At 50.0% G+C, this 25,755-nt stretch carries 23 protein-coding genes; 19 read left to right on the top strand and 4 right to left on the bottom strand.

Annotation, left to right across the window (positions count from 1 at the left end):
• Positions 1 to 4: 4 nt before the first annotated feature.
• The 13 genes from C812_RS11855 to gtfA all read left to right on the top strand — a co-directional run bounded on the left by C812_RS11855 (position 5) and on the right by gtfA (position 13,334).
• A complete protein-coding gene (locus tag C812_RS11855) occupies positions 5 to 283 on the top strand; it encodes a spore coat protein CotJB (RefSeq protein WP_016312893.1) in 279 nt (92 codons plus the stop codon).
• Between the two features lie 51 nt (positions 284 to 334).
• On the top strand, positions 335 to 904 hold the full coding sequence (locus tag C812_RS11850; RefSeq protein ID WP_016312892.1) for a manganese catalase family protein: 570 nt from the start codon (positions 335 to 337) through the stop codon (positions 902 to 904).
• Between the two features lie 44 nt (positions 905 to 948).
• The gene (locus C812_RS11845) at positions 949 to 1,146 is read left to right on the top strand and encodes a hypothetical protein (RefSeq protein WP_036625379.1); all 198 of its coding nucleotides are present in this window, start codon (positions 949 to 951) and stop codon (positions 1,144 to 1,146) included.
• A gap of 352 nt (positions 1,147 to 1,498) precedes the next feature.
• The gene (locus C812_RS11840; RefSeq protein ID WP_016312891.1) at positions 1,499 to 2,470 is read left to right on the top strand and encodes a quinone oxidoreductase family protein; all 972 of its coding nucleotides are present in this window, start codon (positions 1,499 to 1,501) and stop codon (positions 2,468 to 2,470) included.
• A 323-nt stretch (positions 2,471 to 2,793) separates the two neighbouring features.
• Complete coding sequence (locus tag C812_RS11835) at positions 2,794 to 3,873, top strand: AI-2E family transporter (protein ID WP_016312890.1); 1,080 nt, start codon at positions 2,794 to 2,796, stop codon at positions 3,871 to 3,873.
• Between the two features lie 238 nt (positions 3,874 to 4,111).
• Positions 4,112 to 5,470: an ABC transporter substrate-binding protein gene (locus C812_RS11830; protein WP_016312889.1), complete on the top strand. Its 1,359-nt coding sequence runs from the start codon at positions 4,112 to 4,114 to the stop codon at positions 5,468 to 5,470.
• Positions 5,471 to 5,570: 100 nt separating this feature from the next.
• Positions 5,571 to 6,452: a carbohydrate ABC transporter permease gene (locus C812_RS11825; RefSeq protein WP_016312888.1), complete on the top strand. Its 882-nt coding sequence runs from the start codon at positions 5,571 to 5,573 to the stop codon at positions 6,450 to 6,452.
• Complete coding sequence (locus C812_RS11820) at positions 6,452 to 7,276, top strand: carbohydrate ABC transporter permease (protein ID WP_016312887.1); 825 nt, start codon at positions 6,452 to 6,454, stop codon at positions 7,274 to 7,276. Before C812_RS11825 ends, C812_RS11820 begins: the two co-directional genes overlap by 1 nt.
• A gap of 78 nt (positions 7,277 to 7,354) precedes the next feature.
• Complete coding sequence (locus C812_RS11815; protein WP_016312886.1) at positions 7,355 to 8,344, top strand: LacI family DNA-binding transcriptional regulator; 990 nt, start codon at positions 7,355 to 7,357, stop codon at positions 8,342 to 8,344.
• A gap of 124 nt (positions 8,345 to 8,468) precedes the next feature.
• Positions 8,469 to 9,935 carry a serine hydrolase domain-containing protein gene (locus C812_RS11810; protein WP_016312885.1) on the top strand — a complete coding sequence of 489 codons (1,467 nt, stop codon included), beginning with the start codon at positions 8,469 to 8,471 and terminating at the stop codon, positions 9,933 to 9,935.
• Between the two features lie 9 nt (positions 9,936 to 9,944).
• Positions 9,945 to 10,901, top strand: a complete 957-nt coding sequence (locus C812_RS11805) for an alpha/beta hydrolase (protein WP_036625376.1) — start codon at positions 9,945 to 9,947, stop codon at positions 10,899 to 10,901.
• A gap of 1 nt (position 10,902) precedes the next feature.
• On the top strand, positions 10,903 to 11,859 hold the full coding sequence (locus tag C812_RS11800) for a carbohydrate kinase family protein (protein WP_016312883.1): 957 nt from the start codon (positions 10,903 to 10,905) through the stop codon (positions 11,857 to 11,859).
• Positions 11,860 to 11,870: 11 nt separating this feature from the next.
• Positions 11,871 to 13,334 carry a sucrose phosphorylase gene (gene gtfA / locus C812_RS11795; protein WP_016312882.1) on the top strand — a complete coding sequence of 488 codons (1,464 nt, stop codon included), beginning with the start codon at positions 11,871 to 11,873 and terminating at the stop codon, positions 13,332 to 13,334.
• Between the two features lie 246 nt (positions 13,335 to 13,580).
• On the opposite strand, the gene C812_RS11790 is transcribed toward gtfA, so the two are convergent.
• Positions 13,581 to 14,321, bottom strand: coding sequence for a sulfite exporter TauE/SafE family protein (locus C812_RS11790; protein WP_036625374.1), 741 nt, complete (start codon positions 14,319 to 14,321; stop codon positions 13,581 to 13,583).
• Positions 14,322 to 14,347: 26 nt separating this feature from the next.
• Positions 14,348 to 15,832, bottom strand: coding sequence for a carboxylesterase/lipase family protein (locus C812_RS11785; protein WP_016312879.1), 1,485 nt, complete (start codon positions 15,830 to 15,832; stop codon positions 14,348 to 14,350).
• Positions 15,833 to 15,956: 124 nt separating this feature from the next.
• On the opposite strand from C812_RS11785, the gene C812_RS11780 reads away from it, so the two are divergent.
• Together C812_RS11780 and C812_RS11775 are read left to right on the top strand one after the other, a co-directional pair.
• Entirely contained in the window at positions 15,957 to 16,862 is a 906-nt protein-coding gene (locus C812_RS11780) for a LysR family transcriptional regulator (protein ID WP_016312878.1), read from the top strand.
• 150 nt (positions 16,863 to 17,012) lie between these two features.
• Entirely contained in the window at positions 17,013 to 18,383 is a 1,371-nt protein-coding gene (locus C812_RS11775; RefSeq protein WP_244268310.1) for an alpha-L-fucosidase, read from the top strand.
• A gap of 74 nt (positions 18,384 to 18,457) precedes the next feature.
• On the opposite strand, the gene hcp is transcribed toward C812_RS11775, so the two are convergent.
• Positions 18,458 to 20,152, bottom strand: coding sequence for a hydroxylamine reductase (gene hcp, locus C812_RS11770; protein WP_016312876.1), 1,695 nt, complete (start codon positions 20,150 to 20,152; stop codon positions 18,458 to 18,460).
• Positions 20,153 to 20,842: 690 nt separating this feature from the next.
• On the opposite strand from hcp, the gene C812_RS11760 reads away from it, so the two are divergent.
• Positions 20,843 to 21,925 (top strand): FAD:protein FMN transferase, encoded by a 1,083-nt coding sequence (locus C812_RS11760; protein ID WP_016312874.1) that lies wholly within the window; start codon positions 20,843 to 20,845, stop codon positions 21,923 to 21,925.
• A gap of 48 nt (positions 21,926 to 21,973) precedes the next feature.
• Here the strand turns inward: C812_RS11760 and C812_RS11755 are convergent, their stop codons facing one another.
• Positions 21,974 to 22,180, bottom strand: coding sequence for a hypothetical protein (locus tag C812_RS11755; RefSeq protein ID WP_016312873.1), 207 nt, complete (start codon positions 22,178 to 22,180; stop codon positions 21,974 to 21,976).
• Between the two features lie 93 nt (positions 22,181 to 22,273).
• Between C812_RS11755 and yfcE the strand changes: the two genes are divergently transcribed.
• From yfcE to C812_RS11740, 3 genes are all read left to right on the top strand, one after another.
• The gene (yfcE, locus tag C812_RS11750) at positions 22,274 to 22,822 is read left to right on the top strand and encodes a phosphodiesterase (RefSeq protein WP_016312872.1); all 549 of its coding nucleotides are present in this window, start codon (positions 22,274 to 22,276) and stop codon (positions 22,820 to 22,822) included.
• On the top strand, positions 22,819 to 23,907 hold the full coding sequence (locus tag C812_RS11745; RefSeq protein ID WP_016312871.1) for a GIY-YIG nuclease family protein: 1,089 nt from the start codon (positions 22,819 to 22,821) through the stop codon (positions 23,905 to 23,907). The genes yfcE and C812_RS11745 overlap by 4 nt, the downstream gene beginning before the upstream one ends.
• Positions 23,908 to 24,007: 100 nt before the next feature.
• Positions 24,008 to 25,711, top strand: coding sequence for a cellulase family glycosylhydrolase (locus C812_RS11740; RefSeq protein ID WP_016312870.1), 1,704 nt, complete (start codon positions 24,008 to 24,010; stop codon positions 25,709 to 25,711).
• Positions 25,712 to 25,755: the final 44 nt, after the last annotated feature.

Below are 25,755 nucleotides of genomic sequence, written 5' to 3'. Positions count from 1 at the left end.
GCCCATGTCGACAAATCCTAACAATCAACCGTTCGACCAGGAGTATTACGAGAAGCTTGAGAAGCTGCAAGCGCTGGACTTCGCACTGGTAGAGCTGAATTTGTATCTGGATACGCATCCGGATGATCTGGCCGCGATCCAGCAGTTTAATCAGCTGACCCAAGAGCGGACGCAGCACGCAAATCATTTTCAACAGTTGTACGGCCCGCTGCAAAACTTCGGGCGCGCGTATTCGAAATTCCCGTGGGAATGGTCGAAAAGCCCTTGGCCTTGGCAGGTGTAGCAACCTGCCTTCCATCTGTGACGGGAAGCTAAAGGAGGTTAAACAGGCGATATGTGGGTGTATGAGAAAAAGCTGCAATACCCGGTACGCGTCAGCAAATGCGATCCGCGGATGGCCAAACTGCTGATCGAGCAATACGGCGGTGCTGATGGGGAGCTGGCAGCAGCGCTGCGTTATCTGAATCAGAGATACACGATCCCTGATAAAGTGATTGGGCTCTTGAATGACATCGGGACGGAAGAGTTCGCCCATCTCGAAATGATCGCAACGATGGTCTATAAGTTGACCAAAGATGCGACACCAGAGCAGCTGAAGGCGGCGGGATTAGACCCGTATTATGTAAACCACGATAAGGCGCTGTTTTATGAGAACGCGGCAGGGGTGCCTTGGACAGCGTCGTACATCCAGGCCAAAGGGGATCCCATCGCCGACCTGTACGAGGACATTGCGGCCGAAGAGAAAGCGCGGGCTACATACCAGTGGCTCATCGACATGACCGACGACGTGGATATCCAGGACAGCCTGAAGTTCCTGCGTGAGCGGGAGATCGTGCACAGCCTGCGGTTCCGCGAGGCCGTGGAAATTCTGAAAGAGGATCGGGAGCATAAGAAAATCTTCTAGTTTCGGAAATGAACTTATTTTTTATCGTAGAAGGGGATGTGATGATGGCCAAAAACAAACGTGGAAAATCACTTTGGAATTTACCTTCGCGCGGTCGCGGCACTTGTCCGGTGTGTGGAAGCACGCGGATTAAGCTGTTATACGTCAAAAACACCAGCTCAGGGCAACAGCTGAAAGTTTGCAAGAAGTGCTCGAATGCCTCGCAGGCCAGAATTGATGCAGCCGGCCAGCAGGCAGGTTGAAGTGAAGAAGGAGCAGGGAATGAAATCGGAGAAGGGCGGCTATGTCGCTCTTCTCTTTTTGTATTACATTATCACTCATTATGGAAATACTAATATCTAACCCGCAGATGAGCAGCTGAAACTAAGGATATGTTAGCAGATCCGTGGTTTATTTAGAAGGTGGATGGTTTATACCGCTTTTTAACGAAATTTTTAAAAAAATGAGCCCAAACGAGGTTTGAGAAGTTTTGTGCTTTAACAAACTAGCAAGTATAATTATGGCGGAATATTTCTTACTTAATGTCAGTCGGTATAAAAAAGTAAGATATAAACTATTTATAAGTTGACTATATAAAAGAAAGGAACATGCCGGATGAAAGCAGCAATCATTCATGCAAAAGGGCAATCCCCGGTTTATGGTGAATTTGACACCCCAGTAGCGACCGATGGTAAGGTATTAGTTCATGTGAAGGCTTCAGCGTTAAGTAATTTGAGCAGAGCTCTCTCAGAAGGGAACCACTACAGTGCAGATGCCGTTTATCCTAAGGTTGCAGGTGCCGAAGGGGCTGGAATTACGGCTGATGGTCAACGTGTTTATTTCTTATTGCCAGAAGCTCCATATGGTGCACTGGCCGAGCAGACCCTTGTTCGACCAGATTACATGGTGAAGATCCCCGATACAGTCGATGATATTACAGCAGCTGCCATTCCGAATCCAGCCATGTCAAGTTGGGTCGCATTGAATGACCGCGCCCATTTACAACCGAATGAAACGGTTTTGATTAACGGTGCTACAGGCACTGCGGGGCGGCTTGCTGTTCAAATTGCGAAGCATCTTGGTGCCAAGAAAGTTATTGCAACGGGTCGAAATGAACGTGAACTTCAAGAGCTACATGCTTTAGGTGCTGATGTCGTTGTCCCATTTCAGTTGGATGGCACGGAGGGTGTTCAGAAGTTTGAAAAGGCATTAGAGGAACAGTTTGCTGAAGGTATCGATGTGATTATCGACTATTTGTGGGGAGAAAGCGCTAGATCCATTATCATGACTGTTTATAAGTGTATTCCTAAGGGGCATATCGTACGTTTTGTGAATGTTGGCGCGTCTAGTGGCCAAGAAAATATTGATTTGCCAAGCTCAGTGCTTCGTTCATCAGCTGTCCAAATACTGGGTAGTGGTCTGGGGAGCGTAATCATGCCTAAGTTTTTTGAGGCAATTCGAAATGTTTATGAAATAGTTAAGACAGCAAATCTACAAGTTAATACAAAGGTTGTACCACTTTCATCGGTTGAGAGTGTTTGGGGTGACTCTTCTGGTAAACCGCGTATTGTGTTTACCATCAATTAAGCTAATCCGGCATTTCGATTTCAGAGATAGGAGAAGACGGCTAGGGCCGCTCTTCTCCTATTTTAGATAGCGGAACTTTTCAGTCGAAATCCCCCATTTTATCTCCTTTTTCACAAAATAATGCCATAAAAGTCCTCTATTTTCTCGATTTACAAACGCACGTGAGAAATAAGGCCAATTTTTACCGCTAACAGGAATTTAACGTCCCCTCAATCTTGATCGATCGGGTGTCATTCCAACGAATTTTATTTTTGATCTGAAAACCAATAATATAGAATAGAGAACTTATTCACAACGAATTATACAAAGATAGGTGATGATGAATGAATTTGTTGGAAAGGTGGACACGTGGAGCAAAGTTTGTTTTGATTCTGCTGGCCATCGTGTATGTATTCTCCCTTGTGAGGCCGTTTTTTCGTCCAATGGAGGCTGTGATCGGGGCCCTGATGATTCCGATCTTGCTGTCCGGTTTCTTTTACTATTTGCTTCGTCCTCTCGTTCAGTACATGGAGAAGCATAAGATACGTCGGTCTTTGGCGATTCTGATCCTTTATGTCGTCTTGGCGATCTTGGCGATGGCCTTTATCGCGGTAGTCTGGCCGATGTTGCAAGCCCAATTGATTAATTTAGTACAAAACATCCCTCAGTTTATCAGCTTGCTTGAGGAGCGATTGCAGGAATGGGGAGATCTGCCGTTCCTAGCGTCCATTCTTCCTTCTGACTCCGGATTAGCCGCTGATTTTTCGAAGTATTTGAGCCAGGGGATTACCTTCTTGACTAATTACTTGAGCAGTTTCTTCACTTTCCTGTCCCAGTTTGCGATTGTGATGTTTACGTTCCCGATTCTGCTCTACTACATGCTGAAGGAAGGCCATCGCTTCAAACGCAGTCTGGTCAAGCTCTCGCCCATTCGCTATCGGAAAGAAGTGTATCGTGCTGCCACTGAAATGGACAAGGCGTTAAACGATTATATTATCGGCCGGGTGATCGTCAATGCCGCATTGGGTGTGCTGATGTTTATAGGCTTCTTGATCATCGGACTGCCGTATGCGCTGTTATTGACGACGATTGCGGTGATTATGAATTTTATCCCCCTGTTTGGGGCGATTATCTCGGCGATTCCGATTGTTATTATCGGTCTCATTGAGTCGCCGTCTACCGGCATTTGGGCGTTGGTGATCATTTTGGTGGCGCAGCAGATTCAGGATAATGTGATCTCCCCCTACGTGTTTGGTAAAAAGCTGGACATCCATCCGGTAACAACGATTTTGCTCGTATTGGGGAGCGGTAATTGGTTTGGCATCATTGGAATGTTGATCGTCATTCCGGTGTATATGCTGCTGAAAATTGCCTGGAGGCGGATTTACAAGCTGTTCCTCCGATCACAATGGGAAACATTGTGAGCCACTGGATCGAGTTCATATAGGCTCAATTGAAATACTTAGCTCAGTCATAAAGGTCTAGACGATAGAGATATCGCTTTGGCCTTTTTTTATTTGGGTTAAATAAGGGACGAACCAGGAAAAGGAAGGATAAAAAAGCTCTTTATGATAACCGGTTGACATATATTGTGTCAACCGGTTATCATAAAGGTGCGCAAATCGTGAAGGCGCATACAAAAGATGATTAGGAGGAAGGGTCTTGAAGAAATCAAAAGGGTTAAAATTGACGGTTTGCCTCGTGCTGCTGATGTCTCTTTTAGCAGCATGCTCAAAGGGCAGCGATGCTAACAACAATACTCCAGTTGCGGCAAACAACCAGGGTGGAAAACAAACGGAAAAAGAAGTGAAGCTTACCTTCTTTAACACCTCGGCTGAGGTAAACGAAGTATTCGAGAAGTTGTTCCAAACGTACCATGAGCTTCACCCTAACGTTACCGTTGAATTGATTCCGACGCCGATCGGCGGAGCGCAAATTGAGAAATTCCAATCCCTGTTGGCTTCCGGCAATCCGGCTACCATTGCTAATCTTGATGCGGGTACTATTTTGCAGTATAAAGATTCGTTCCTGGACTTGGAATCGGAGAAGGCCAAATATGAAGGGCTGACCAAACCCGGCGCAGTAGAAGGGGCGCTGCTGGATGGGAAATTCCTCGGCATCCCGTGGACCGCGCAAGGCTACGGTTTGCTGTATAACAAACGGGCGGTAGAAGAAGCGATTGGGGTAGCCTTTGACCCGGCTTTGATCAAAACCCGTGATGATCTGGAGGCGTTGTTCCAAAAGATTGAAGCGGCAGGCAAAGCGCCGGTAATGATCCATGGAGCGGATTGGTCGCTCGGGGCGCATTATCTGGGGCTGACATATTCCTTACAGTCTGCTAGTGTTGACGATAACCGGAAATTCATGGAGTCCTTGCAGAGCGGTGAAGTGAAGCTGATTGACAACCCGCAATTTAATGGGCTCATGGATACCTTCGACTTACTGAAGAAATATAACGCCCGGAAGAATGACCCGCTCGTGGCGGACTACAACAAAGACAGTGCAGATTTTGCCAAAGGTGATGCCGCATTCTACTTCATGGGTGATTGGACCTGGGCGGTAATAGGGCCGCTTGAAGGACGCGATCAAGAATTCGGCGTGATTCCGGTTCCAATTAGCAACAATCCAGACGACTATGGCAACAGCCAGATCGCATATAGTGAGCCGAAATTGTTTGCCATTGATAATTCTGGATCGACGCCGGAACAGCAGGAAGCGGCAAAAGCGTTTATCGAATGGATGGTCACCAGCGATCAAGGGCAGGAAGCGATCATTTCGCAGATGGGATTGTCTATGCCATATAAGGATGTCAGAGTGAAGGGCAGCAACATCATCTCAGATGCAGTATCTCAATATGTTGATCAAGGTAAAGTGATAAACATCGGCGTGATTAACTACCTGCCGCAGGATTACTGGGCTAAGACAGGTGCAGCAATGCAAAAATACCTTGTCGATAAAGTCGATCGCAAGGGCCTGGCAGACGAAGTTCAAGAATACTGGGAATATCAAGGAAAAAAATAAAGATTTGTTGATGGACAGAAGAAATGGCGGGAGGAGGCCTAGCCTTTCCCGCCTCATTTATCGATTAAAATAAATGCACTTCATAAAAAGGGGCGGCAACATGAAAAAGAAAACCGTGTTATCCAATGCCGGAACGTTCCTGCTGTTTGGCGGGCCCTCTATTTTTGCTTTCGCTGCCGTCGTTGTGATTCCGTTTCTCGTCGGCTTGTATTTAACGTTTACGAATTGGGATGTTCGAACGGCCAATAGCGAACTTATTGGATTTGCAAATTACTACGAAGTGTTCAGCGATAAAGTGTTTATGGGCCAGCTATGGTTTACACTTAAATATGTATTTTTTACGGTTTTGATTGCCAATGGGGCGGCCTTCTTCATCGCGCTAGCGTTGACTTCGGGTGCGAAGGGGGAGCAATGGCTGCGGACTGGCTTCTTTACGCCAAATCTAATCGGCGGGATTGTCCTGGGTTACTTGTGGCAAACGTTATTCTCCCAAGTACTCCCTTATCTAGGCAAAAAATATGGATGGTCCTTGTTCTCGACTTCCTGGCTGACGGATACGAATACCGCCTTTTGGGCGCTGGTGATCGCGACGGCTTGGCAGTTGATCGGTTACCTGATGATTATTTACATCGCTGGCTTTTCCGGGGTATCGGGGGATGTGCTGGAGGCTGCAAGTATCGACGGAGCCAATCGTTCGGCGGTCATCCGGAAGATCATTCTTCCGCTGTCCATCCCAGCCACCGTGATCTGTATCTTCATCTCCATTTCCCGTTCCTTCTTGACTTACGATATCAACTTGGCTTTAACCAAGGGGGGGCCCTTTAACTCTACCGAGCTGGCTACTTATCATATTGTGCAAAAGGCCTTTCTGTCTAACCAGTACGGGATAGGCCAAGCAGAAGCGGTGGTATTGTTTGCGGTTGTCGCCGTCATTGCGTTAACGCAATCTTACCTACTCAAGAAACTGGAGGTGGAATCGTAATGAAGGCTCGATCTATTGTCGCAGGGATGAAAACAGCACTCCTTTACATTATTCTGCTTATGTTTCTGACCCCGTTTCTGTTAATCGTCATGAACTCGTTCAAGACGACCCAGCAGTTCGTTGAAAACCCGTTATCCCTGCCAACCCGCTTCCACTTTGGAAATTATACGAGCGCGATAGGTAAAATGAATTTTCTGCACGGCTTTTTGAATTCTATGATCATCACGGTCGTGGCGGTTTTCATCATTCTGATCTTCTCGGCGATGACAGGGTATTTGTTTGTACGATTCAAATGGAAGGTGAATTCGTTCATTTTCTATGTGATGCTAGCTTCACTCACCCTTCCATTCCAAGTACTTATGATTCCATTGGTCATGCTGTACGGTAATCTGGGTCTGTTAGACTCAAAATTGACCTTATTATTTATGTATCTGGGATTTGGTGTACCGTTCGGGGTGTTCACGTTCCACGGTTTCATTAAAGGTGTTCCTTTCGAATTGGAGGAATCCGCGTTTCTTGAAGGCAGCTCACGGCTGCGGACGTTCTTCCAAATTGTATTGCCGTTGCTAAAACCGGTATTCGTGACGCTGATCGTCCTGGATATCCTCTGGATCTGGAACGATTATCTGCTTCCCAGCTTGGTACTGCTGTCTCCTGTACACCGAACCTTACCACTATCCACATTCAACTTTTTCTCTTCTTATTCCGTGGACTTTGCGCCACTGATGGCTGGACTGATTATGACCGTCATCCCGGTACTGGTGCTTTATCTATTCCTTCAAAAGCAGATCATTAAAGGGATCACGGAAGGTGCCTTAAAATAAGCTGACCTCCACAGCCTATCTGCAAAAAACGGAATAAACCGGGTATAATTGTTTATAAAAAGAGCAAGGTGGAATTTTATGCCCAGAATCGAAGATGTGGCGGAACGAGCCGGGGTTTCCGTAACTACCGTTTCTCGTGTACTCAACAATCGGGGATATATCAGCGAGAAGACACGTAATAAAGTGCATCAGGCGATGAAAGAGTTAAACTACCAGCCTAATGAAATGGCGCGTGCCTTGTTTCGCAGAAAGTCGAATATGATCGGATTAATTATTCCAGCAGTATCCCATCCCTTTTTTAGCGAGTTGACTTATTACCTAGAGTATTATGCTGATCAATATGGATATAAGCTGCTGCTCTGCAACTCAAATCGAAATATTGCCAAAGAGCGGAAATATATTGAAATGCTGAAGAAAAATCAAGTGGATGCCATTATTATGGGCAGTTCGGTTTTGGATATAGAGCATTATTTGAATTTGAAGTTACCCATTGTCTCCTTTGACCGTACCGTAGCTGAGGATATTCCAATTGTCACTTCTGATAATTACTTGGGAGGTAAACTCGCTGCCAAGTTGTTCATCGACAAGGGGTGCCAATATCCCGTATACATTTACCGAGGTATCGACGGACCACTTCATGAGGCTTTGTTAGCCAATGCACGTGCGCAAGGGTACGAAGAGGAACTAAAGTCCGTGGGTCTAAAGCCGATTCAACTGCAACTGGAGATTACTGATGACGATCAGCCACGCAATCCATGTGAGGTCGTTCGTTTTCTGAGCGAACATCCGCAAGTAGATGGGATATTTGCCAGCAGTGATGTGATCGCAGCCGAGGTCATTCAAGCCTGCCGCCAGTTGAACAAGGCTATTCCTCGTGACATTAAAATCATCGGCTACGATGACGTCAAAGTGGCTACATTGGTTTCGCCGCAGCTAACCACGATCCGACAGCCGATTCGTGATATGGGTGAACGGACCATCGAGTTGGTCGTCAAGCAATTAGATGGGGAGGAAGTGCCCAAAGTGAATTCGTTCCCGGTTGAATTGATTGAACGAGAGACGACTTAACCGGGCGGGGACCTAACCGGCAAGCCAAAACTTCAAGACGAAGCCGCCAAATACGACAGCGGCTTTTCATTTGTTCGACATGTCAACCGGTTATCACAATTTTTCAGCAGGAAAGGATACTTCCATGAAATCATTACCACGAAGCAAACCGGAGATGCAAGGCGTCTCTTCCTCTGGCATTTTGTCTTTCCTGGAGGAAATCAAGCAACGTAAGCTGGAGCTTCATGGCTTTATGTTCTTACGGAACGGCCATGTCCTGGCCGAAGGATGGTGGAAACCGTATCATCCGGCGATTCCACATGCCGTCTACTCGTTAACCAAGAGCTTTACGTCTCTTGCGGTCGGCTTCGCCGTTCAAGAGGGCAAGCTCACTTTAGACCAGCGGGTTCTTGCGCATTTTATGGAGATGGATCACGGCGCGATAAACGATAATTTAGGAGATATGAGCATTAGGCATCTATTGACTATGACGACCGGGCATGAGATGGACACCGCCCGCTTTGGAACTGACGGGTACTTTCTTCAATACAAGACGTTTGCTCGGGTTGGGGACCGGAGCGACCATGACTATATTCGAGGATTTATGGAGCTTCCTGTTACAATGGCCCCCGGCACTCATTACCTATATAACAGCGGCGCAAGCCATGTGTTGGGTGCGATTGTAGAGCGGGCTACGGGAAGTCGTCTAGTGGATTATTTACAGCCTCGCCTGTTTGCGCCTTTAGGGATCAACCGGCCGACTTGGGAGCGAGCACCGCAAGGCGAAAATACAGGGGGGTGGGGGCTCAAGCTATGTACCGAGGACATCGCCAAGTTTGGTCAATTCCTTCTGAACAAGGGCGAATGGAATGGGCAAAGATTGATCTCTGCCGAATGGATCGAACAAGCTGTCTCTACCCAGGTCGATAATAGACCGGTTAACTCTCAGAAAGGACAGCAGATCAACATCGATTGGATCCAGGGTTATGGATACCAATTCTGGAGATGCCGTCACAATGCCTATCGGGGAGACGGGGCATTTGGCCAATATTGCATCGTACTGCCTGATCAGGATGCGGTCATCGCGATGAATGGCGGCCTGCAAGACATGCAAGGGGTGCTGGACGCCGTTTGGCGGCATTTACTCCCTTCCATGAACGAGCCTTACCCGACAATAGATCCAGCTGAAAATGGCCGACTCGTCAGCAAGTTGGCTTCGTTGGAGCTCGGAGAACATGGGGGCTTGGGGAGCTTGCCTTGGGATGTCTCCCGCAAGCGTTATTCGATCCATACCAATGAACATGGCGTAAAGCGAATCGGTTTGACGTTTTCGGAGAAGCGTTGCGTCTTTCAATGGTGGGATACTTTGGGAGAGCATCAGATGATTGTTGGCATCGAGGATTGGAACATCAATAACCGGGGTGGCGATAAAGTCGCAGTTCGAGGCGTATGGTTGGATCACGGCCGATTTGAAATTTATGTCTACCCTCTTGACTCCCCGCATTACGATCGGCTCACCTTCCATTTCCAAGGGAACGGGGTAATCCTGCAGCACGAGCATCTAAGTTTTACCCCTTTGAAACACGAATTTATCGGTTTTGAGGAGAAATGAGAGATGAAGATGAGATTTATAGAGAGAGTTGCTCCAGAGTTGAAACAAGGCTTAGCGTTAAATCCGCAATTTCAACTGCCTGAGGATCTTGCAAAAGCCAGGACGATTCCGCCGAATGATGTGACCCAATCCCAACAGGTAAGGATCACGAATCGCCAAATCCTGGGGGCGGACGGGCAGTCTATGTTATTGCGGGTATACGAGCCGGCGGATAAAGACGAGGACGCCCTTCCAGCCTTGCTGTGGCTGCACGGCGGAGGGTATGTGCTTGGCAATCCCAGCGTGGATGATGGAATCTGTCAAAACTTTGTGGAATCCGCAGGTTGTATCGTCTTTTCGCCGGATTACCGCCTCGCTCCGGAGCATCCGTTTCCGGCGGGATTAGAAGACTGCTATGCGACGCTAGTCTGGGTTGCTGGAAATGCGGCTGAGCTTGGTATTGATGTACAGCGAATAGCCATCGGCGGACCAAGCGCCGGAGGGGGGTTGACGGCGGCATTAGCACTGCTGGCACGCGACCGCGGCGGTCCTGCTATTTGTTTTCAAATGCCGCTTTATCCGATGATTGATGATCGTAACATCACCCCGTCCAGCTATGAGATCACCCATCCAGCCGTGTGGAACCGAGCCAATAATCTGGCGGCCTGGAAGATGTATCTGGGTGAGCATGCAAATGGAGAGATTTCTCCGTATGCGGCCCCAAGCCGAGCTCAAAGCCTGGCTGGACTTCCACCAACGTATACCTGTGTCGGCCAGCTGGATCCATTCCGGGACGAGACATTAGAATATGTGGCGCGTTTGGCACAGGACGGTGTTGACGTGGAATTCCAGTTGTATCCTGGAGGCTACCATGCTTTTGAGCATAGTGTACCCGACGCAGAAATTAGTAAACGCACCAAAGACGGTTATTTGAACGCTTTGGTAAGGGCTTTCCGGGGCCAATCAAGGAACTCGGGGGGGAACTAACATGATACATCTTGAGGATAAATTCACATTTAAAGTTGCACCCAATGACCTCTTGACCATCGGCGAGTTTCTCGTTGACATGATATCCAATGAGTACGGGGAGGAGTCCCAGGGAGACGGATACACCCGGTTTCCTGGCGGCTCGCCCTCAAACATCGCAATTAATGCCAGCAAGTTGGGGATCCGGTCCCAGATGGTCTCCGCCGTTGGAAAAGATGGGCTGGGAACATATTTAACCAAGCACTTGGAAGCGGCTGGCATGAACACGGACGGAATTCAGCGTGTGGATGCCGCAACAAGCCTGGTTGTGCTGACCAAGAGTCAAGCTACGCCGATCCCGATCATATATCGGGATGCCGACTTTCGTCTGACCTATGACGCGAAGCTTGAGCAGTTCCTGCAACAATCCAAAGTAGTTCATTTCTCGTGTTGGCCAATTTCACGGGAACCCTCCCGGCGCGTCATCGAAAGAGTGATGGAAGAGGCCAAGAAAATGGGGCTACTGATAGGTTTTGATCCGAACTATCACCGGATGATTTGGGAGCCAGATGAGGACGGTGTAGAGTATGTGAAATCGATCATCCCCAAAGTGGATATCGTTAAGCCTTCGGAGGATGATGCGGAGCGATTGTTTGGCAAGGCGAATCCGTTTAAACAGATCGACCGATTTTTATATCTAGGCGCTGGGCTAGTTATCATGACGTTGGGGGAACAAGGGGCGATCGTATCCAACGGGAACGAGACGATCAGCTTCCCAACCATGGCAACCGAGGTTGTTGACACGACGGGAGCCGGGGATGCCTTTTGGTCTGGATTTTATGCGGCTTTACTCCAGGATTATACTGTCAGGGAAGCGTTGAAGTTAGGTTTTGCCGTGAGCGCCTACAAACTGAAGCGTTTAGGTGCTGTGGTCGATCTTCCGAAGCTTGAATCGATTAAAGCTCAGTTTGGATTATAGGAGGAATTAGCGTGTCGCTGAAAAATAAAGTTCAATTGATTACGTACCCCGATTCTATGGGGGGGGATCTTAGGACGTTAAACGCAATCCTGTCGGAGCATTTTCTCGATGTCTTTACGGGAGGCGTCCATATCCTGCCACCGTTCCCCTCGTCCGGAGACCGCGGTTTTGCACCGCTGACGTATCTGGAGATTGAGCCCCGCTTCGGGACGTGGGAGGACATTCGTGCGATCGGGGAGAAGTTTGATATTTTGATTGACTTGATGGTAAATCATATATCTAGGCAATCGCTTTATTTTCAGGATTTTCTGGCGAAGGGACGGTCGTCCGAGTATGCTGATTTGTTTCTGACGCTGGATAAAATATGGGAGGATGGGGTGCCGATTCAGGAGGATATCGATAAAATGTTTCTTCGTCGCCCTCTCCCTTATTCAACTTTTGAAGCTGGCGGCAAACAGGAGCGCGTGTGGACAACATTTGGCAAGACAGATCCATCGGAGCAAATCGATTTGGATGTCTGTTCAACTCAGACAAGGCAGCTCTTACGCACTTTTTTTGAAAATTTTAAGCGACAAAATATCAAGATTGTACGACTGGACGCGGTCGGATTTGTCATTAAAAAGCTGGGAACCAGTTGTTTCTTTGTAGAGCCGGACATCTGCGAGTTTCTCGATGAGGTCAAGGCATTAGCTGATTCGCTCGCCCTCGAGCTGTTACCGGAGGTTCATGCGCATTACTCGACACAATTCAAACTGGCAGAGCGTGGCTTCTGGATTTACGACTTTATCCTGCCTTATCGCATTCTCGAAGCGATCCTTACGAAGAATGCTACCGAACTTAAACGATATCTGACCATTCGGCCGCACAAACAATTTACGATGCTGGATTGCCATGACGGAATCCCAGTCAAGCCGGATTTGGATGAGCTTATCAACACCGAATTGGCGCGAAAGGTTGTAGATATTTGCGTGCAAAGAGGTGCAAACCTAAGTCTGATCCTCTCCGACGAGCATAAGGCAGAGGACGGCTTTGACGTTCACCAGATCCGTTGTACTTACTACAGTGCACTGGGGGAAGACGATGATGCTTACCTTGCTTCAAGAGCAATTCAGTTCTTTACTCCCGGGATTCCACAGGTTTACTATACAGGATTATTTGCGGGTGTGAACGATTTGAACCGCGTGAAGGAAACGGGGGAAGGCAGGGAGATCAATCGGCATAATTATACCGTAGAGGAAATAAACCTGGCATTAGGGGAGGAAGTTGTACAACGACTGTTAAAGCTCATTCGTTTCCGTAATACCTATCCGGCGTTTGACGGGGAATTTCAAGTGCTGGAATCGCCGGACAGTGAAATTCGACTGCGCTGGAGCAAGGCGGACAAGAGCTGCTTGCTCATCGTTGATTTGAGTAGTAAACATTCGGTGATCCAATATATCGACAAGCATGGGCTGTTGGCTGATTACCGGATTTGATTTCTGAAAAAGTAGGAACAGCAGCATGGCTGTAAAACTGGCCCCTCGTGAAGGACACTTTGAAAAAAAGCACCAGAGGACTCACTGCGAGAATCAGCCACTCCAATAATTCCATCGCGATCACAGGCCTCCCTCTATCGGTACTACCAGTATTCAAAAAGGTCTCCACAGCCTAAACACCTTTTTTCAAAGTGTCTAGTCTATGGGGACCAGTTTATTAGAGGGTCTTTTTTTGAGGGCCGACGTCTACAACAAGAGAATGGCACCGCCCAGCATGGGAGTGAGCACCATGCACGTTTTGAGCCAAGCCGCAGGTACGCGCTTCGTGAACTTGGCGCCAATATACGCGCCGGTCATCGTACCGATGACAACGGCGGCGAGCAAATGCACATCCAAGTAACCGATGGTAAAGTAACCGGCCCCTCCGGCGAGGGCAATCGGCATGATGACCAGCATCGTTGTACCGGCGGCATATCGCATGGACATTCCAAGGAGTAACATCAGCCCCAGTTGGATGAAAGGGGTTGACCCGATGCCGAACAGCCCCGATAAAGCGCCGGTCAGGAAGCCAACGAGCGGTGCATTCACCCAGAACCGCCAGCCTTTGACGGAGGAGGCATTCATGCTCTCGGGCGTCTGCGGTCGCCGGGAGACATAGGCCATGCGAAACCATAGGGCGAATCCGGAAGCAAACAGCATGCCGGAGGTCAAGTATCCCAGCCGATCTTCGGGAATCAGGGAGGACCAACCGGAGCTGATCCACGCACCCGCCGCACCGGTTAAGCCGACGACCACCCCAGGACGCAGCTTCATATTCCCTTCCCGGTAATGGCTGATCGAACCGGAGAAGGATGAGAAAAACATGGCCGCGAGTGCAGTCCCTAGCGCTGTATGAATCGGGTAACCGAACACGACGGTTAGAATTGAAATAATAAAACCCGATCCGCCGGCGCCTACGAAGCCAAGGAGCAGGCCAAGCGCCAACATGACCAAGGCAACTTCGAGCAGCGGAATCAAGGCATCCTCCAAACCGGGTGAGGAACGCAGATCCCCGCAGGAGCCGGCAAGTCCTGATGCACAGAGCTTAAGAGGTCCAGCACCATGGTGGCATGATTTGCTCCGTAGACAGGCCATGTTGGTAAAAGTTCCGTATTCGGGTCACCATTGCGGATAAAAGCACACCAAGCCGCCCTCATCCCGCGGGCAAGTCCATTCATTTCAGCTGTCACCAAATACGGATCGTCGGAGGGGAGCGCAGGGATGGAGCCGGGGTCACCTGCGGCTAAGGCCGTTTGGATCAGGCTTCCTTCAAACCCGTGGATCGCTCCCAGTCTTCCGCCGCACCGAAGCCGGTACATCCATACGTGCGCTCCCGCTGAAGCTACCGCTTCCGCAAACTGCATGGCCCCGATGGCGTACAGGTGCTCGGTTAACGTTCGATTCCATGCAGCTTCTGGTGTCATCAATGTCTGGTAGTGCTGATAAGCCATCCATGCCACTTCCGCATTGATTCCAAATAATCTCTCCAACGTCTCCCGGTCCGGAGATCTTAGCAACGGATCATTATGGATAAAAATCGCTGCCTCATCCTCGTTGGACCCGATCAAGAGCGGTGGCAGCCCCTCACTACCTTCAAGACTCGCCAGCGGATCCATAGGGATCATGAACCCATCGGCCACTGGGCCAAACATATGCAGACCGCGCGAGGTATCGAAGCCAACCGCCGATTGGGCTTCAATTAATTTCTCTGCGGGAAGCTCGAGCAATCGGTGCGCATCTGCCGGTGATATGTTTAGCTGCTCCAGTAGTCTTCGGGTTGTTATGTTAGCCGTCTTGCGATCGCGTATCGCTTGCGTGGCTCCGCTTTGGGCGATGGCTCGGTGAAACAGGCTGCGCGCCTTGGGCATGACGTACAGCGAAGCCACGCATTTGGCGCCAGCGGAGTTCCCGATCACCGTGACGCGCGATGGGTCGCCGCCGAATGCGGTGATGTTGTGCTGAACCCACCGCAGGGCAGCAACAATATCAAGCATGCCGTTATTGCCCGAGCTCACGTATTCTTCGCCCAGTAACTCACTCAACTCCAAGAAACCCAATGCCCCCAGCCGATAGTTGATCGATACATAGACGATCCCTTCCTCCGACGCGTATTTGGAACCGTCACAATCCGCGCCGGTTCCCCCTACGAATCCGCCGCCGTGAATATAGACCATTACGGGCTTCAGCTCATCGCCGAAGTCCTCCGGCATCCATACGTTCAGAACCAAGCAATCTTCGGACTGCGTTAGCTCCGATAGAAGGCCTTCCTGTGCCGGATTCTGAGGGGCGGCATGACCATACCGATCACATCGCCGTACGCCTTGCCAGGGAAGCGGGGGAGCCGGCGGCTTGAATCTTCGTGATCCTCCCGTTGGAGCGGCATAAGGAATGCCACGGAAAACGTAGGCGCCATCCAGTTTGACGCCCTCAACTTTGCCTGATAACGTCTGTACAATCAAGAGGATTCTCTCCTGTCCTGTCGTAGTTGTGACTATTATAGCTTGCTTATGTTGATGAACCATAATATATATTTGTTTATAAAGATCATAACTGATTGGTTATGAAGCAGGAGGCCAGATCGGAGTGGAGTTGTTGCAGCTGAAGTATTTTCAGACAGTGGCTCGCTTGGAGCATATGACGAAAGCAGCTCAAAGCTTGCATATCTCGCAGCCGGCACTAAGTAAAATGATTGCATCCCTGGAAGCGGAGCTTGGGACCGAGCTGTTCCACCGGGAACGCAAAACAATCCGCTTAAACGAGCATGGCAGAAGGTTTCTTCAGCAGGTAGATCTTGCTTTGGATGCGCTCGAGGATGGGAAGCGCCAGCTGCAGGATGCCAGCGGACTCGCCTCTCCCGTTCTTACGCTGGACGTTCGGGTATCCTCGCATTTGCTGCCAGACTTGTTGGCGGATTTTCGCGCGGAATGTCCACAGGCTCAATTCAACTTGCTGCAGCATGTTTCTCCGCTGGACACTCGGACGAATTACGATTTATGCCTTTCGGACGGAGCGGAGTCCCCTCCGGGAGCCGCAACGGTCTCCTTGCTGGAAGAAGATATTCTGGTGGCCGTTCCGGTTGACCATCCGCTCGCTCAGCGGCAGCAGGTAAGCTTAAAAGAGCTTCGGGAGGAAGATTTCATCATGCTTCCTTCCGGCAAGTCGTTGCGGGAAACGACGGATGCCTTCTGCCGGCTGGCCGGATTCAAGCCCCGGATTCGGTTCGAAAGCGACGATCCGGCCACCGTACGCGGACTCATTCGTGCGGGACAAGGTGTGGCTTTCCTGCCCGCCCTTACTTGGGCCGGATCCACTGGTACGGGGGTCCGCTTGCTCAGACTCGAAGAAAGCTGGTGTAAGCGAACCATTTCCTTGTCCTGGCCGAAGGATCGCTATATGAAGCAAATCGCGGCCAGATTCCGTGATTTTACCATTCGATATTTCGCGAGGTTGGCTGAAGCTGGGGGAGCTGGGACACATTACACTCCATAATGGAGTTCATTTAAGAACTTTTTTACTCGAACGAAATGCCACTGGAAAGGAATTGTTCTGATGAATCTAAACGAAATTTTTAATATCAGGCCCTCGAGCAGGCAGCTTTCTTGGCAAAAGTTAGAGTTTTACGGGTTTATTCACTTTGGGATGAACACGATGACCGGCAGAGAGTGGGGGACGGGTCATGAGGACCCGGTGCTGTTTAACCCGAAGCAGCTCGACGCCACGGAATGGGTGGCCATCTTAAAACAAGCCGGCATGAAAGCCGTCATACTGACCTGCAAACATCATGACGGCTTCTGCCTCTGGCCCAGCCGATACACGAAGCATACGGTCGCATCCAGCCCGTGGAAAGGCGGCAAGGGGGATGTGGTTCGCGATGTTGCGGACGCTTGCCAGAAGGCCGGGCTGAAATTCGGAGTATATCTGTCGCCTTGGGATCGGACCGAAGCCAGCTACGGGGAAGGGGCCGCGTATGACGATTTTTACGTGAATCAACTGACGGAGCTGCTTACTCAATATGGCGAGATTAGCTGCGTGTGGCTGGACGGCGCCAACGGAGAAGGCCCCTCCGGCAAGCGGCAGCAGTACGATTGGGACCGTTACTATGAGACGATTCGCCGGCTGCAGCCGCAATGCGTGATCAGCGTATGCGGCCCGGATATCCGCTGGGTTGGCAACGAGGCAGGGCATACGCGGCGGGAAGAATGGAGCGTTGTACCTCGGGCTTTGCAAGATGCGGAGAAAACGGCGGAAAAATCGCAACAAACCGATGACCCGTCCTTCGCTCGTTCGATCAACTCGATGGAAGAGGATCTGGGCAGCAGGCGGGCGATTGCTCGGTATGGCGGAGAATGGGTGTGGTATCCGGCTGAAGTGAACACGTCCATCCGTCCGGGGTGGTTCTACCATGCCGAAGAGGACGGGCAGGTGCGGAGCGACCGTGAACTGTTCGACATCTACTTGAAATCCGTTGGCGGTAATGCCATGTTCCTGCTTAACATCCCGCCTAACCGGGATGGGGTGATCGCAGCGCCGGATCGTGAAGTTCTGGCCAAGCTGGGACGCCGAATCCAGGAATTAAATGATCCAAGGCTGAACGAAGGGGCCGTATGGATAGGATCGAGTGCCGCTTCCCAGGAGGAGGCGGCCGAAGCTCTTGCCGAGGCCACACCGGATCGCGCTTGGAGACCGTCTGCGTCGGATGCTGAGCCTTGGGTACAAATCGTTTTACCGGAGGCGAGGGCATTTAACGCGGTTATTTTACAGGAACAGATTGAACAAGGACAGCGGGTAGAGGCGTTTGAGCTGTGGGCATCGGAACTTACCGAGGATAAGTCCAACGAGGAAACTGCACTTCTCGGTGAATGGCGTTTGATTGGAGAAGGTTCGATAATCGGTTACAAGAAGATTGTGATCCTTCCGGTTACGACAGCCCGGAGGGTGAAGGTTGTTTTTAAACAGTATCGTGAGTATCCGACTTTGGCGGCAATCCAACTCTCATTATTAAGCGAGTAACGATATAGTGACTGGAATCGAAAGGACCCCCTCATTCACATCACGTGATAGGGGGTCCTTTCGATTTGCACACGTTACGCCAAAGCTCCAAGAAACATGGCCATATCTTCCTCTACATTCGTAATGCCCCCGATGCCAAACTTGTCGATCAGGACCTTCGCTACGTTGGGGGACAGGAAGGCCGGCAAAGTAGGGCCGAGGTGAATGTTCTTGACACCGAGATGGAGCAGAGCGAGCAGGACGGTGACGGCTTTTTGTTCATACCAGGCAACATTGTACGATATCGGCAGCTCGTTGATATCCTCAAGACCGAACAATTCCTTTAGTTTCAGTGCAATGACGGCGAGTGAATAGGAATCATTACATTGACCCGCATCAAGGACGCGGGGTATCCCGCCAATATCCCCCAGGTCCAGCTTATTGTATTTGTACTTGGCACAACCGGCGGTCAGGATCACGGTATCCCGAGGAAGTGCCTTAGCAAACTCGGTGTAGTAGTTCCGCGATTTCATTCGTCCGTCACACCCCGCCATAACAAAAAACCGTTTGATCGCACCGCTCTTCACTGCCTGAACGATCTGATCCGCCAAACGAGTCACGGTATGATGGGCAAAGCCGCCGACAATATGCCCGCTTTCGAGCTCGGTTGGCGGCGGACAATTTTGGGCATGCGCGATGAGTGCTGAGAAGTCCTTTGGCTTCCCGTCCTTGCCATCCGGAATATGACGTGCTCCAGGATAACCGGTGTTCCCCGTTGTGTAAAGTCGATCCCGGTAACTATCCTTTGGCGGCACGATACAGTTGGTCGTCATGAGAATCGGACCGTTAAAGGCTTCGAATTCCCTCGTTTGCTGCCACCAGGCATTGCCGTAGTTGCCGACGAAATGGCTGTATTTTTTGAATGCCGGATAGTAGTGGGCTGGGAGCATCTCACTGTGAGTGTATACGTCCACGCCGGTGCCTTCCGTTTGGAGCAGCAGCTCTTCTAAATCCTTCAAATCATGACCACTGATCAATATACCTGGGCGATTCCGTACACCGAGATTGACCTGGGTTACTTCCGGATGACCATAGGTGCTTGTATTGGCTCGATCCAACAAGGACATGGCTTCGACGCCATGTTTGCCCGCTTCCAGGACCAAGGCGACAAGATTATCGGTTGTTAAGGTATCGTCCAAGGTTGCAGCCAGCGCCTGGCGCATAAAGTGATGAATCCTTCCGTCGGTATAACCCAATTGATAGGCATGGTAGGTGTAAGCGGCCATCCCCTTAAGTCCGTAGGTTAATAGTTCACGTAAGGAACGAATATCTTCGTTGGCGGTAGAGAGGACCCCGACCTGTTGGGCTTTACCTGCGAACTGGCTTTCATCTCTAGGCTCCCAGAGCGCGGCATCGGGTAAGACAGCCTCATCGTCAGAGTGCTTCTTCATCCAGTAGCTTCTAACAATATCTCGCAAGGCAAGAGCCTCCCGGATATGGCTCACGAAATAGTTGCGATCAAAATTAGCGTTCGTTATTGTCGCAAACAAGGAGTTCATGGTAAATACGGATAGCTGCCGGTCAAGCGGCTCCGGCAGGTCGCTGTCTAAGGCAAGGAATGACGCCCCCTTGAGGACATAGACCAACAAATCCTGCAGATTCGCAACCTCCTCAGACTTTCCGCAAACACCTGTGATGGTGCAGCCCGTTCCACCCGCGGTCTCTTGGCATTGGTAACAGAACATGGACGGCTCGTGACGCGTATCGGTTGGGATTTGACTTTGGTTCATCGAGAAACCTCCTTGATTGATTTCGAAGACAGGAGGTGCTGAAGGTTGTGTTGATTTTCACGTAGTTAGATTTGAGACACTGCACCTCCGTTTCTGCCAGAAGCATATCGCTCGATCGGCAGCGATTGAGTGACTGGGATCACAGTCATTTCCACAAAATAGCAAACAAATAACAGAATCTCTTTACCTAGGAAAAATATGCTATAATCCAATTAATAATAGATAAGGGGGGATATGGAAATTGGTAAAAAAGATCATGAAATCAATCCTTTGGGGACTATTGGGTATAGCGATCTTAGGTATTGTGATCGGGTTTGCCACAGACCATTTTACGTTGGCTTACCGAATTATGTTGGTGTTGTTCCTCGTTTTCAGCGGATGGGGTACCTTCTACTATGTAAAAAATCATGAGCGGCAGTATTTAGACGATTATCGGCGGTATAACCGTTCATACGATAACATCACTCGAGAAGATGACTTATTAAGATAAACGAATTTCGGATCAACTTCGGTTTGAGGCTTGATCATTGTGGGAGCGAGATCTATCTCGCTTCTTTTTGCATTTAGGTTCGTGTTCCTCTTTGCAGTACTCAAGTCACCGTGATGTTCTTCCTAGACGAAGTGTGATGAAAATTATACAATACGGGAAGTTAACCACGAGCTGCGTGAACTTTCAAATGAGGTGAAACGATGCAACGAACACAGAAATGGCGCAAACGGGCTGTACTTTTCGGCTTGACGGCAATGCTGACGATCCTCTTATCCGGGTGCGGAGGCGAGGCGAATCCGAAGGACAAAACGGCGGCCGCAGAGCCGACCTCAAGACAATATTATATTTTTGATACGGTGGTTAACATCAAATTGTATGAGGACCCGAAGGGCGAAGAGCATTTGGATCATATCGATGCGATGTTGAAAACGTTGGACGAGGAGCTTAGCCGGACTTTGGAGACAAGCCAGCTCTACAAAGTGAATCAGGAGGCAGGCGTAGAGGCGGTTGAAGTATCCGAAGATACGATAGAGGTATTAAAACGCTCGCTGAATTATGCCAAGGAGACGGATGGGCTGTTTGACCCAACCGTTGGCGGATTGGTTGATCTTTGGGATATTGGACATGAAGATGCCCATGTTCCGGCTCCGGAGGACTTGCAGCGGGAGCTTAGCTTGGTTGGTTATCAAAATGTGGTGATGGACGAAACCAAGCGAACGATTTTTCTGAAAACACCGGGGATGATTCTGGATCTCGGCGGCATCGGAAAAGGGTATGCGGCAGACAAAATCGCAGCTTATCTTCGTGAAGAAGGCGTAAAGAGCGCATTAGTTGACCTTGGCGGCAGCAGTATCATCGTGGTTGGAAGCAAGCCGAACGGTGACGACTGGATCGTTGGACTTCAGGATCCTGACAGCTCGCGCGGGACGACGATGGGGACTATTCGCTTAAACGATCAGGTGATTAATACCTCGGGAGTCTATGAACGGTATTTTGTTGAGGACGGGGTGATGTATCACCATATTCTTGACCCCAGAACTGGCGCGCCAGCGCAAAACGAGCTGAAGAGCGTAACCATCTTAACGGATAATGCGACGGATGCCGATGCGCTATCTACTGTGGTTTTTGTGATGGGCTTGGAGAAAGGGATGGAGTTTGTTGAAAATTATAATGAGGTAACGGAAGCCTTGTTCATCACGAAGGACGACAAAATTTATGTCACATCGGGACTTAAGGATCAGTTTAAAGTGACCAACGAGCTGTATACGCTGATCCAAGAATAGTGAACTCTGGACGTTCAAGCGATTGGACGTCTTTCTTGTCTTTCTTGCTTATCGGGCGCTGTCTTTGACGAGAAGCGCAGTGAAGATAAGAGATAACAGCAGGATCATTCCCATACCGACCATCTGAAGGATATTGGCATAAGGATCAGGAAACGTTAGCACTGCAAACAGAACATCCTTAAGGAGGAAAAAGAATATCTTCCATATGCCCCAAAAGACAAGAAGGATCACCGCCCATTTTTTGAAGGACTTCATGCAAGGTACCTCCGATTGATCAAGATTTCGATTGTATTTAGCCAGATGTTCTTCCTTATATACTAAAACGAAAGAGATAAGGAGTTGGTTTCGATGAAATTGATGTTGATTTCGGATATTCACGGATCAAGCGCTTGGCTGGACCGGGCGATGGCCAAAGTAGCCGAGGAGCAGCCAGACCAAATCATTATGCTGGGGGATTTCCTGTATCACGGACCGCGAAATCCGCTGCCTGACGGTTATGATCCCAAGCGGGCTGCGGCGACGCTGAACGAACATAAGCATCAACTCATCGCTGTGCGCGGGAACTGTGATGCGGAAGTGGACCAGATGTTGCTGGAATTTCCGATGATGGCGGATTATGCCATGCTCTACTTGGAGGGACGACGTATTTACGTCACGCATGGGCACGGATACAGCATCGATCAGCTTCCGCCATTGGCGCCGGGCGACGTGTTTATTCAGGGGCATACGCATGTGCCAGTAGCCGATATCAAAGACGGCATCTACGTCCTGAATCCGGGGTCCATCGCATTGCCGAAGGAGAACTTCCCCAATTCCTATGGCCTCTTGGAAGCAGGAGCGTTTAGGGTAAAAGACTTTACTGGTAACGTCATCAAACGGATTGAGCTTGCTCCATGACCAACGAACGGATCGAGCTGCAGCTTCGCACCCTTCCAGCAGCGCCGGGGGTTTATTTGATGAAGGACGCGGCAGGAGGCGTCATTTATGTTGGCAAGTCGAAGAACTTGCAGCAACGGGTACGTTCTTATTTTCATGTCTCCCGTCACCGCTCCAAGAAGGTCGAGAGATTGGCGCATAATGGGAAGGATCTGGAAATCCGCAGGACTGACACCGAATTTGAAGCGCTGATGCTGGAGTGCCGGCTGATTCAAGAACTGAAGCCGATATATAACAAAAAGATGAAGAGTCCACTCGGTTATGTTTATTTAGCGATCTGCGACACAGACGGGATCTGGGACCTGGAAGTTGCTGATGTGCCGGACGCCCCGGGAACCCGCCAAGTTTATGGACCGTATTCGGCGAGTCGGTATGCTGTTGAGGCGGCTGTCCAAAGCGTTCGCGAAGCTTTGCGTATCGCTTGCAGCCGTCCACGATCAGCGCCCATTGGATTTCCCTGTTTGAACCATTCGCTGGGCTTATGTCTCGGCGCATGCTTAGGCGGGGAAGCGGTTGAGCGCAACAACCGCATGATGGATCGGTTTACTGCGCTGCTGGATGGCTCGGATTCCAGCCTCCGGGAGGAGTTGGAGAGACGGATGCGGGACGCCTCTGAACGATTTGATTTTGAAGCCGCAGCCAAGCTCAGGGATGCTCTTCATGCCATCGATCTGTTCGCGAGGCAGGAGGAGATTGCCGGATTTATAGAGCAGAACGAGAATTTCGTAGTTGTGGAGCGTCTGAGTGAGCGGGAGACCAAATGGTTCATCTTGAAGCGAAATACGATTCTGTATAGCGAGAAAGTTGAGCTACTAGGAGAAAGCTCCCAAGCCTCTATGTCTCTGGAAATGGCGGAGCAGACAGTGGTCTATCTAAGTCAGAGTTCTTTTCTGACAGGCAAACCTACTCGGGATGAAATTGATGAGGCGCGGATCATCTACCGTTATTTACAAAGCAGCGACTGCCGCTATGCGCAGATTCCACAGGCATGGATTGATGCTCTGGATAAGGCGCGGATTGCACAGCTGATCGAAGAGATTCTCTAACAAAATCTATGAAATCATCTTCCTATTGACAGCGTTTACAATAATAGTTTATGTTTGATATGGAAATATAAACCATTATTGTAATTAAGGGGGATTTGTGATGATCATGAACCAACCGAATGCTGTCCGTGACATCCAGAGATTACTCCGAACCATCCTACTCACGGTGCTACTTACTGCAATGACCTTAAGTAACTCAATGTTTGCACCTTCGGCTCAAGCTGCGGAGGGAGATTCCAGTACGAACGTGTCAAGAATCGAGCAGAGCGGCTTCCTGAAAGCTAGTGGTGCGGTGCTGCGGGACAACTATGGCACAGGGAATATCGTCAATCTGCGGGGGACCAATCTTGGCGGCTGGCTGTTGCAGGAGAGCTGGATGTCACCGCTGGGCGTGAAGGATGAATGGACGCTGCGCGAAACGTTAACGAACCTGCACGGCGCGCAAACGGCGGAAAGCTTGATCAAAACGTATCAAGACGCCTGGCTGACTACACGGGATTTGGACAATATCAAAAACATGGGGATGAATATGGTCCGCGTGCCGATTCTTTACCTGGAGCTGATGGACAAGTATGGCAACTGGAAGGCGGATCCGTGGAGCAAGCTGGATTGGCTCGTCCGTGAAGCGGGGGAACGGGGCATTTATGTCCTGCTCGATCTGCACGGTACGTTTGGCGCCCAGAACACCTTTGATAACTCCGGTGAGGTCAACTCGGACCCGCAGCTCTGGAAGAACCAGCAATACCAGGACCGTACCGTTCGGTTGTGGGAAGGGATTGCCGCCCATTTTAAAGGTAATCCGACCGTGGCAGGTTACGATCTGTTAAACGAACCTGACCGGGTGAGCAAGGAGCAGTTAAACGCTTTTTATGACCGACTGTATAAGGCGATCCGCGCGATCGACCCTGATCATACGATTTTTATCGAAGCTGCTTGGAACTGGAACCAGCTCTATGACCCGGACACCTTTGGTTGGACCAACGTAGTGTACGAAATGCACTATTACGCGATGGCCGGCAACGAGGCTTCGGATTGGAATGCGCAGAACCGTCTGGTGAATACCGCCTTGCAAGGCTTGCGCGACCACCAAGCCCGGTGGAACGTACCGGTGTATGTCGGAGAATTTTGCCTGTTTGATTTTACCGATCTGTGGGAGAAGTTCCTGGCCGGAATGAACGCCTCCAACATTTCCTGGACGAACTGGACGTATAAGGTCAGCTCGAACTACGGGAACTGGGGGTATTTCAACAACAACCCCAATCCGGTACCTAACATCTACAGCGACAGTCCAGAGACAATCGCCGCTAAATGGAGCAAGTTTAATACGGAGAATTTTAGACCGAACACGACCCTGCAAAATTTGGTGAAAAAATATACGACGGGCACAACACCGTCGCCGACGCCTACCGGGCTCGTCTATTTGATCTCGGAAGCGAATAAGAAGATTGTCAGCGCAGAGAACGCTGGCAGCGCTCCTTTGGTCGCCAATCGCGATACCGCCCAGGATTGGGAGCTGTTCGAAGTGATCAACAATAGTGATGGAACGATTTCGCTTAAATCCAAAATCAATGGAAAATACGTCACCGCAGACTTGAACGACGGCGGCAAGCTGATCGCCCGCGGCGAGAGCATTCAACTCTGGGAGAAGTTCCGGAAGGAACAGCTGCCCGACGGGGCGATCGCCCTGTTCGCTTTGGCTAACAACAAGTACGTGAGCGTGGAATTGAATAACGGAGCTGGACTGGTGGCGAACCGGGATCAGGTCGGGGGGGCTTGGGAGGCCTTTTGGCTGATTACCCAGTGATCGGCAGCCTAAGCTCTGACAAAGGCAACGGGGAAGAATAGGTG

The sequence above is a fragment of the Paenibacillus barengoltzii G22 genome, from assembly GCF_000403375.2.
In the GTDB taxonomy this organism is placed as follows: domain Bacteria; phylum Bacillota; class Bacilli; order Paenibacillales; family Paenibacillaceae; genus Fontibacillus; species Fontibacillus barengoltzii.
The sequence above is the reverse complement of the archived record's forward strand: the minus strand, read 5'-3'. Positions and strand labels throughout refer to the sequence as shown.

Bases quoted from the DNA above. Each gene is read 5' to 3' on its own strand.
- C812_RS11855 (WP_016312893.1), top strand. From the start codon at position 5: ATGTCGACAAATCCTAACAATCAACCGTTCGACCAGGAGTATTACGAG.
- C812_RS11850 (WP_016312892.1), top strand. From the start codon at position 335: ATGTGGGTGTATGAGAAAAAGCTGCAATACCCGGTACGCGTCAGCAAA.
- C812_RS11845 (WP_036625379.1), top strand. From the start codon at position 949: ATGGCCAAAAACAAACGTGGAAAATCACTTTGGAATTTACCTTCGCGC.
- C812_RS11840 (WP_016312891.1), top strand. From the start codon at position 1,499: ATGAAAGCAGCAATCATTCATGCAAAAGGGCAATCCCCGGTTTATGGT.
- C812_RS11835 (WP_016312890.1), top strand. From the start codon at position 2,794: ATGAATTTGTTGGAAAGGTGGACACGTGGAGCAAAGTTTGTTTTGATT.
- C812_RS11825 (WP_016312888.1), top strand. From the start codon at position 5,571: ATGAAAAAGAAAACCGTGTTATCCAATGCCGGAACGTTCCTGCTGTTT.
- C812_RS11820 (WP_016312887.1), top strand. From the start codon at position 6,452: ATGAAGGCTCGATCTATTGTCGCAGGGATGAAAACAGCACTCCTTTAC.
- C812_RS11815 (WP_016312886.1), top strand. From the start codon at position 7,355: ATGCCCAGAATCGAAGATGTGGCGGAACGAGCCGGGGTTTCCGTAACT.
- C812_RS11810 (WP_016312885.1), top strand. From the start codon at position 8,469: ATGAAATCATTACCACGAAGCAAACCGGAGATGCAAGGCGTCTCTTCC.
- C812_RS11805 (WP_036625376.1), top strand. From the start codon at position 9,945: ATGAGATTTATAGAGAGAGTTGCTCCAGAGTTGAAACAAGGCTTAGCG.
- C812_RS11800 (WP_016312883.1), top strand. From the start codon at position 10,903: ATGATACATCTTGAGGATAAATTCACATTTAAAGTTGCACCCAATGAC.
- C812_RS11790 (WP_036625374.1), bottom strand. From the start codon at position 14,321: ATGTTGGCGCTTGGCCTGCTCCTTGGCTTCGTAGGCGCCGGCGGATCG.
- C812_RS11775 (WP_244268310.1), top strand. From the start codon at position 17,013: ATGAACACGATGACCGGCAGAGAGTGGGGGACGGGTCATGAGGACCCG.
- hcp (WP_016312876.1), bottom strand. From the start codon at position 20,152: ATGAACCAAAGTCAAATCCCAACCGATACGCGTCACGAGCCGTCCATG.
- C812_RS11760 (WP_016312874.1), top strand. From the start codon at position 20,843: ATGCAACGAACACAGAAATGGCGCAAACGGGCTGTACTTTTCGGCTTG.
- C812_RS11755 (WP_016312873.1), bottom strand. From the start codon at position 22,180: ATGAAGTCCTTCAAAAAATGGGCGGTGATCCTTCTTGTCTTTTGGGGC.
- yfcE (WP_016312872.1), top strand. From the start codon at position 22,274: ATGAAATTGATGTTGATTTCGGATATTCACGGATCAAGCGCTTGGCTG.
- C812_RS11745 (WP_016312871.1), top strand. From the start codon at position 22,819: ATGACCAACGAACGGATCGAGCTGCAGCTTCGCACCCTTCCAGCAGCG.
- C812_RS11740 (WP_016312870.1), top strand. From the start codon at position 24,008: ATGATCATGAACCAACCGAATGCTGTCCGTGACATCCAGAGATTACTC.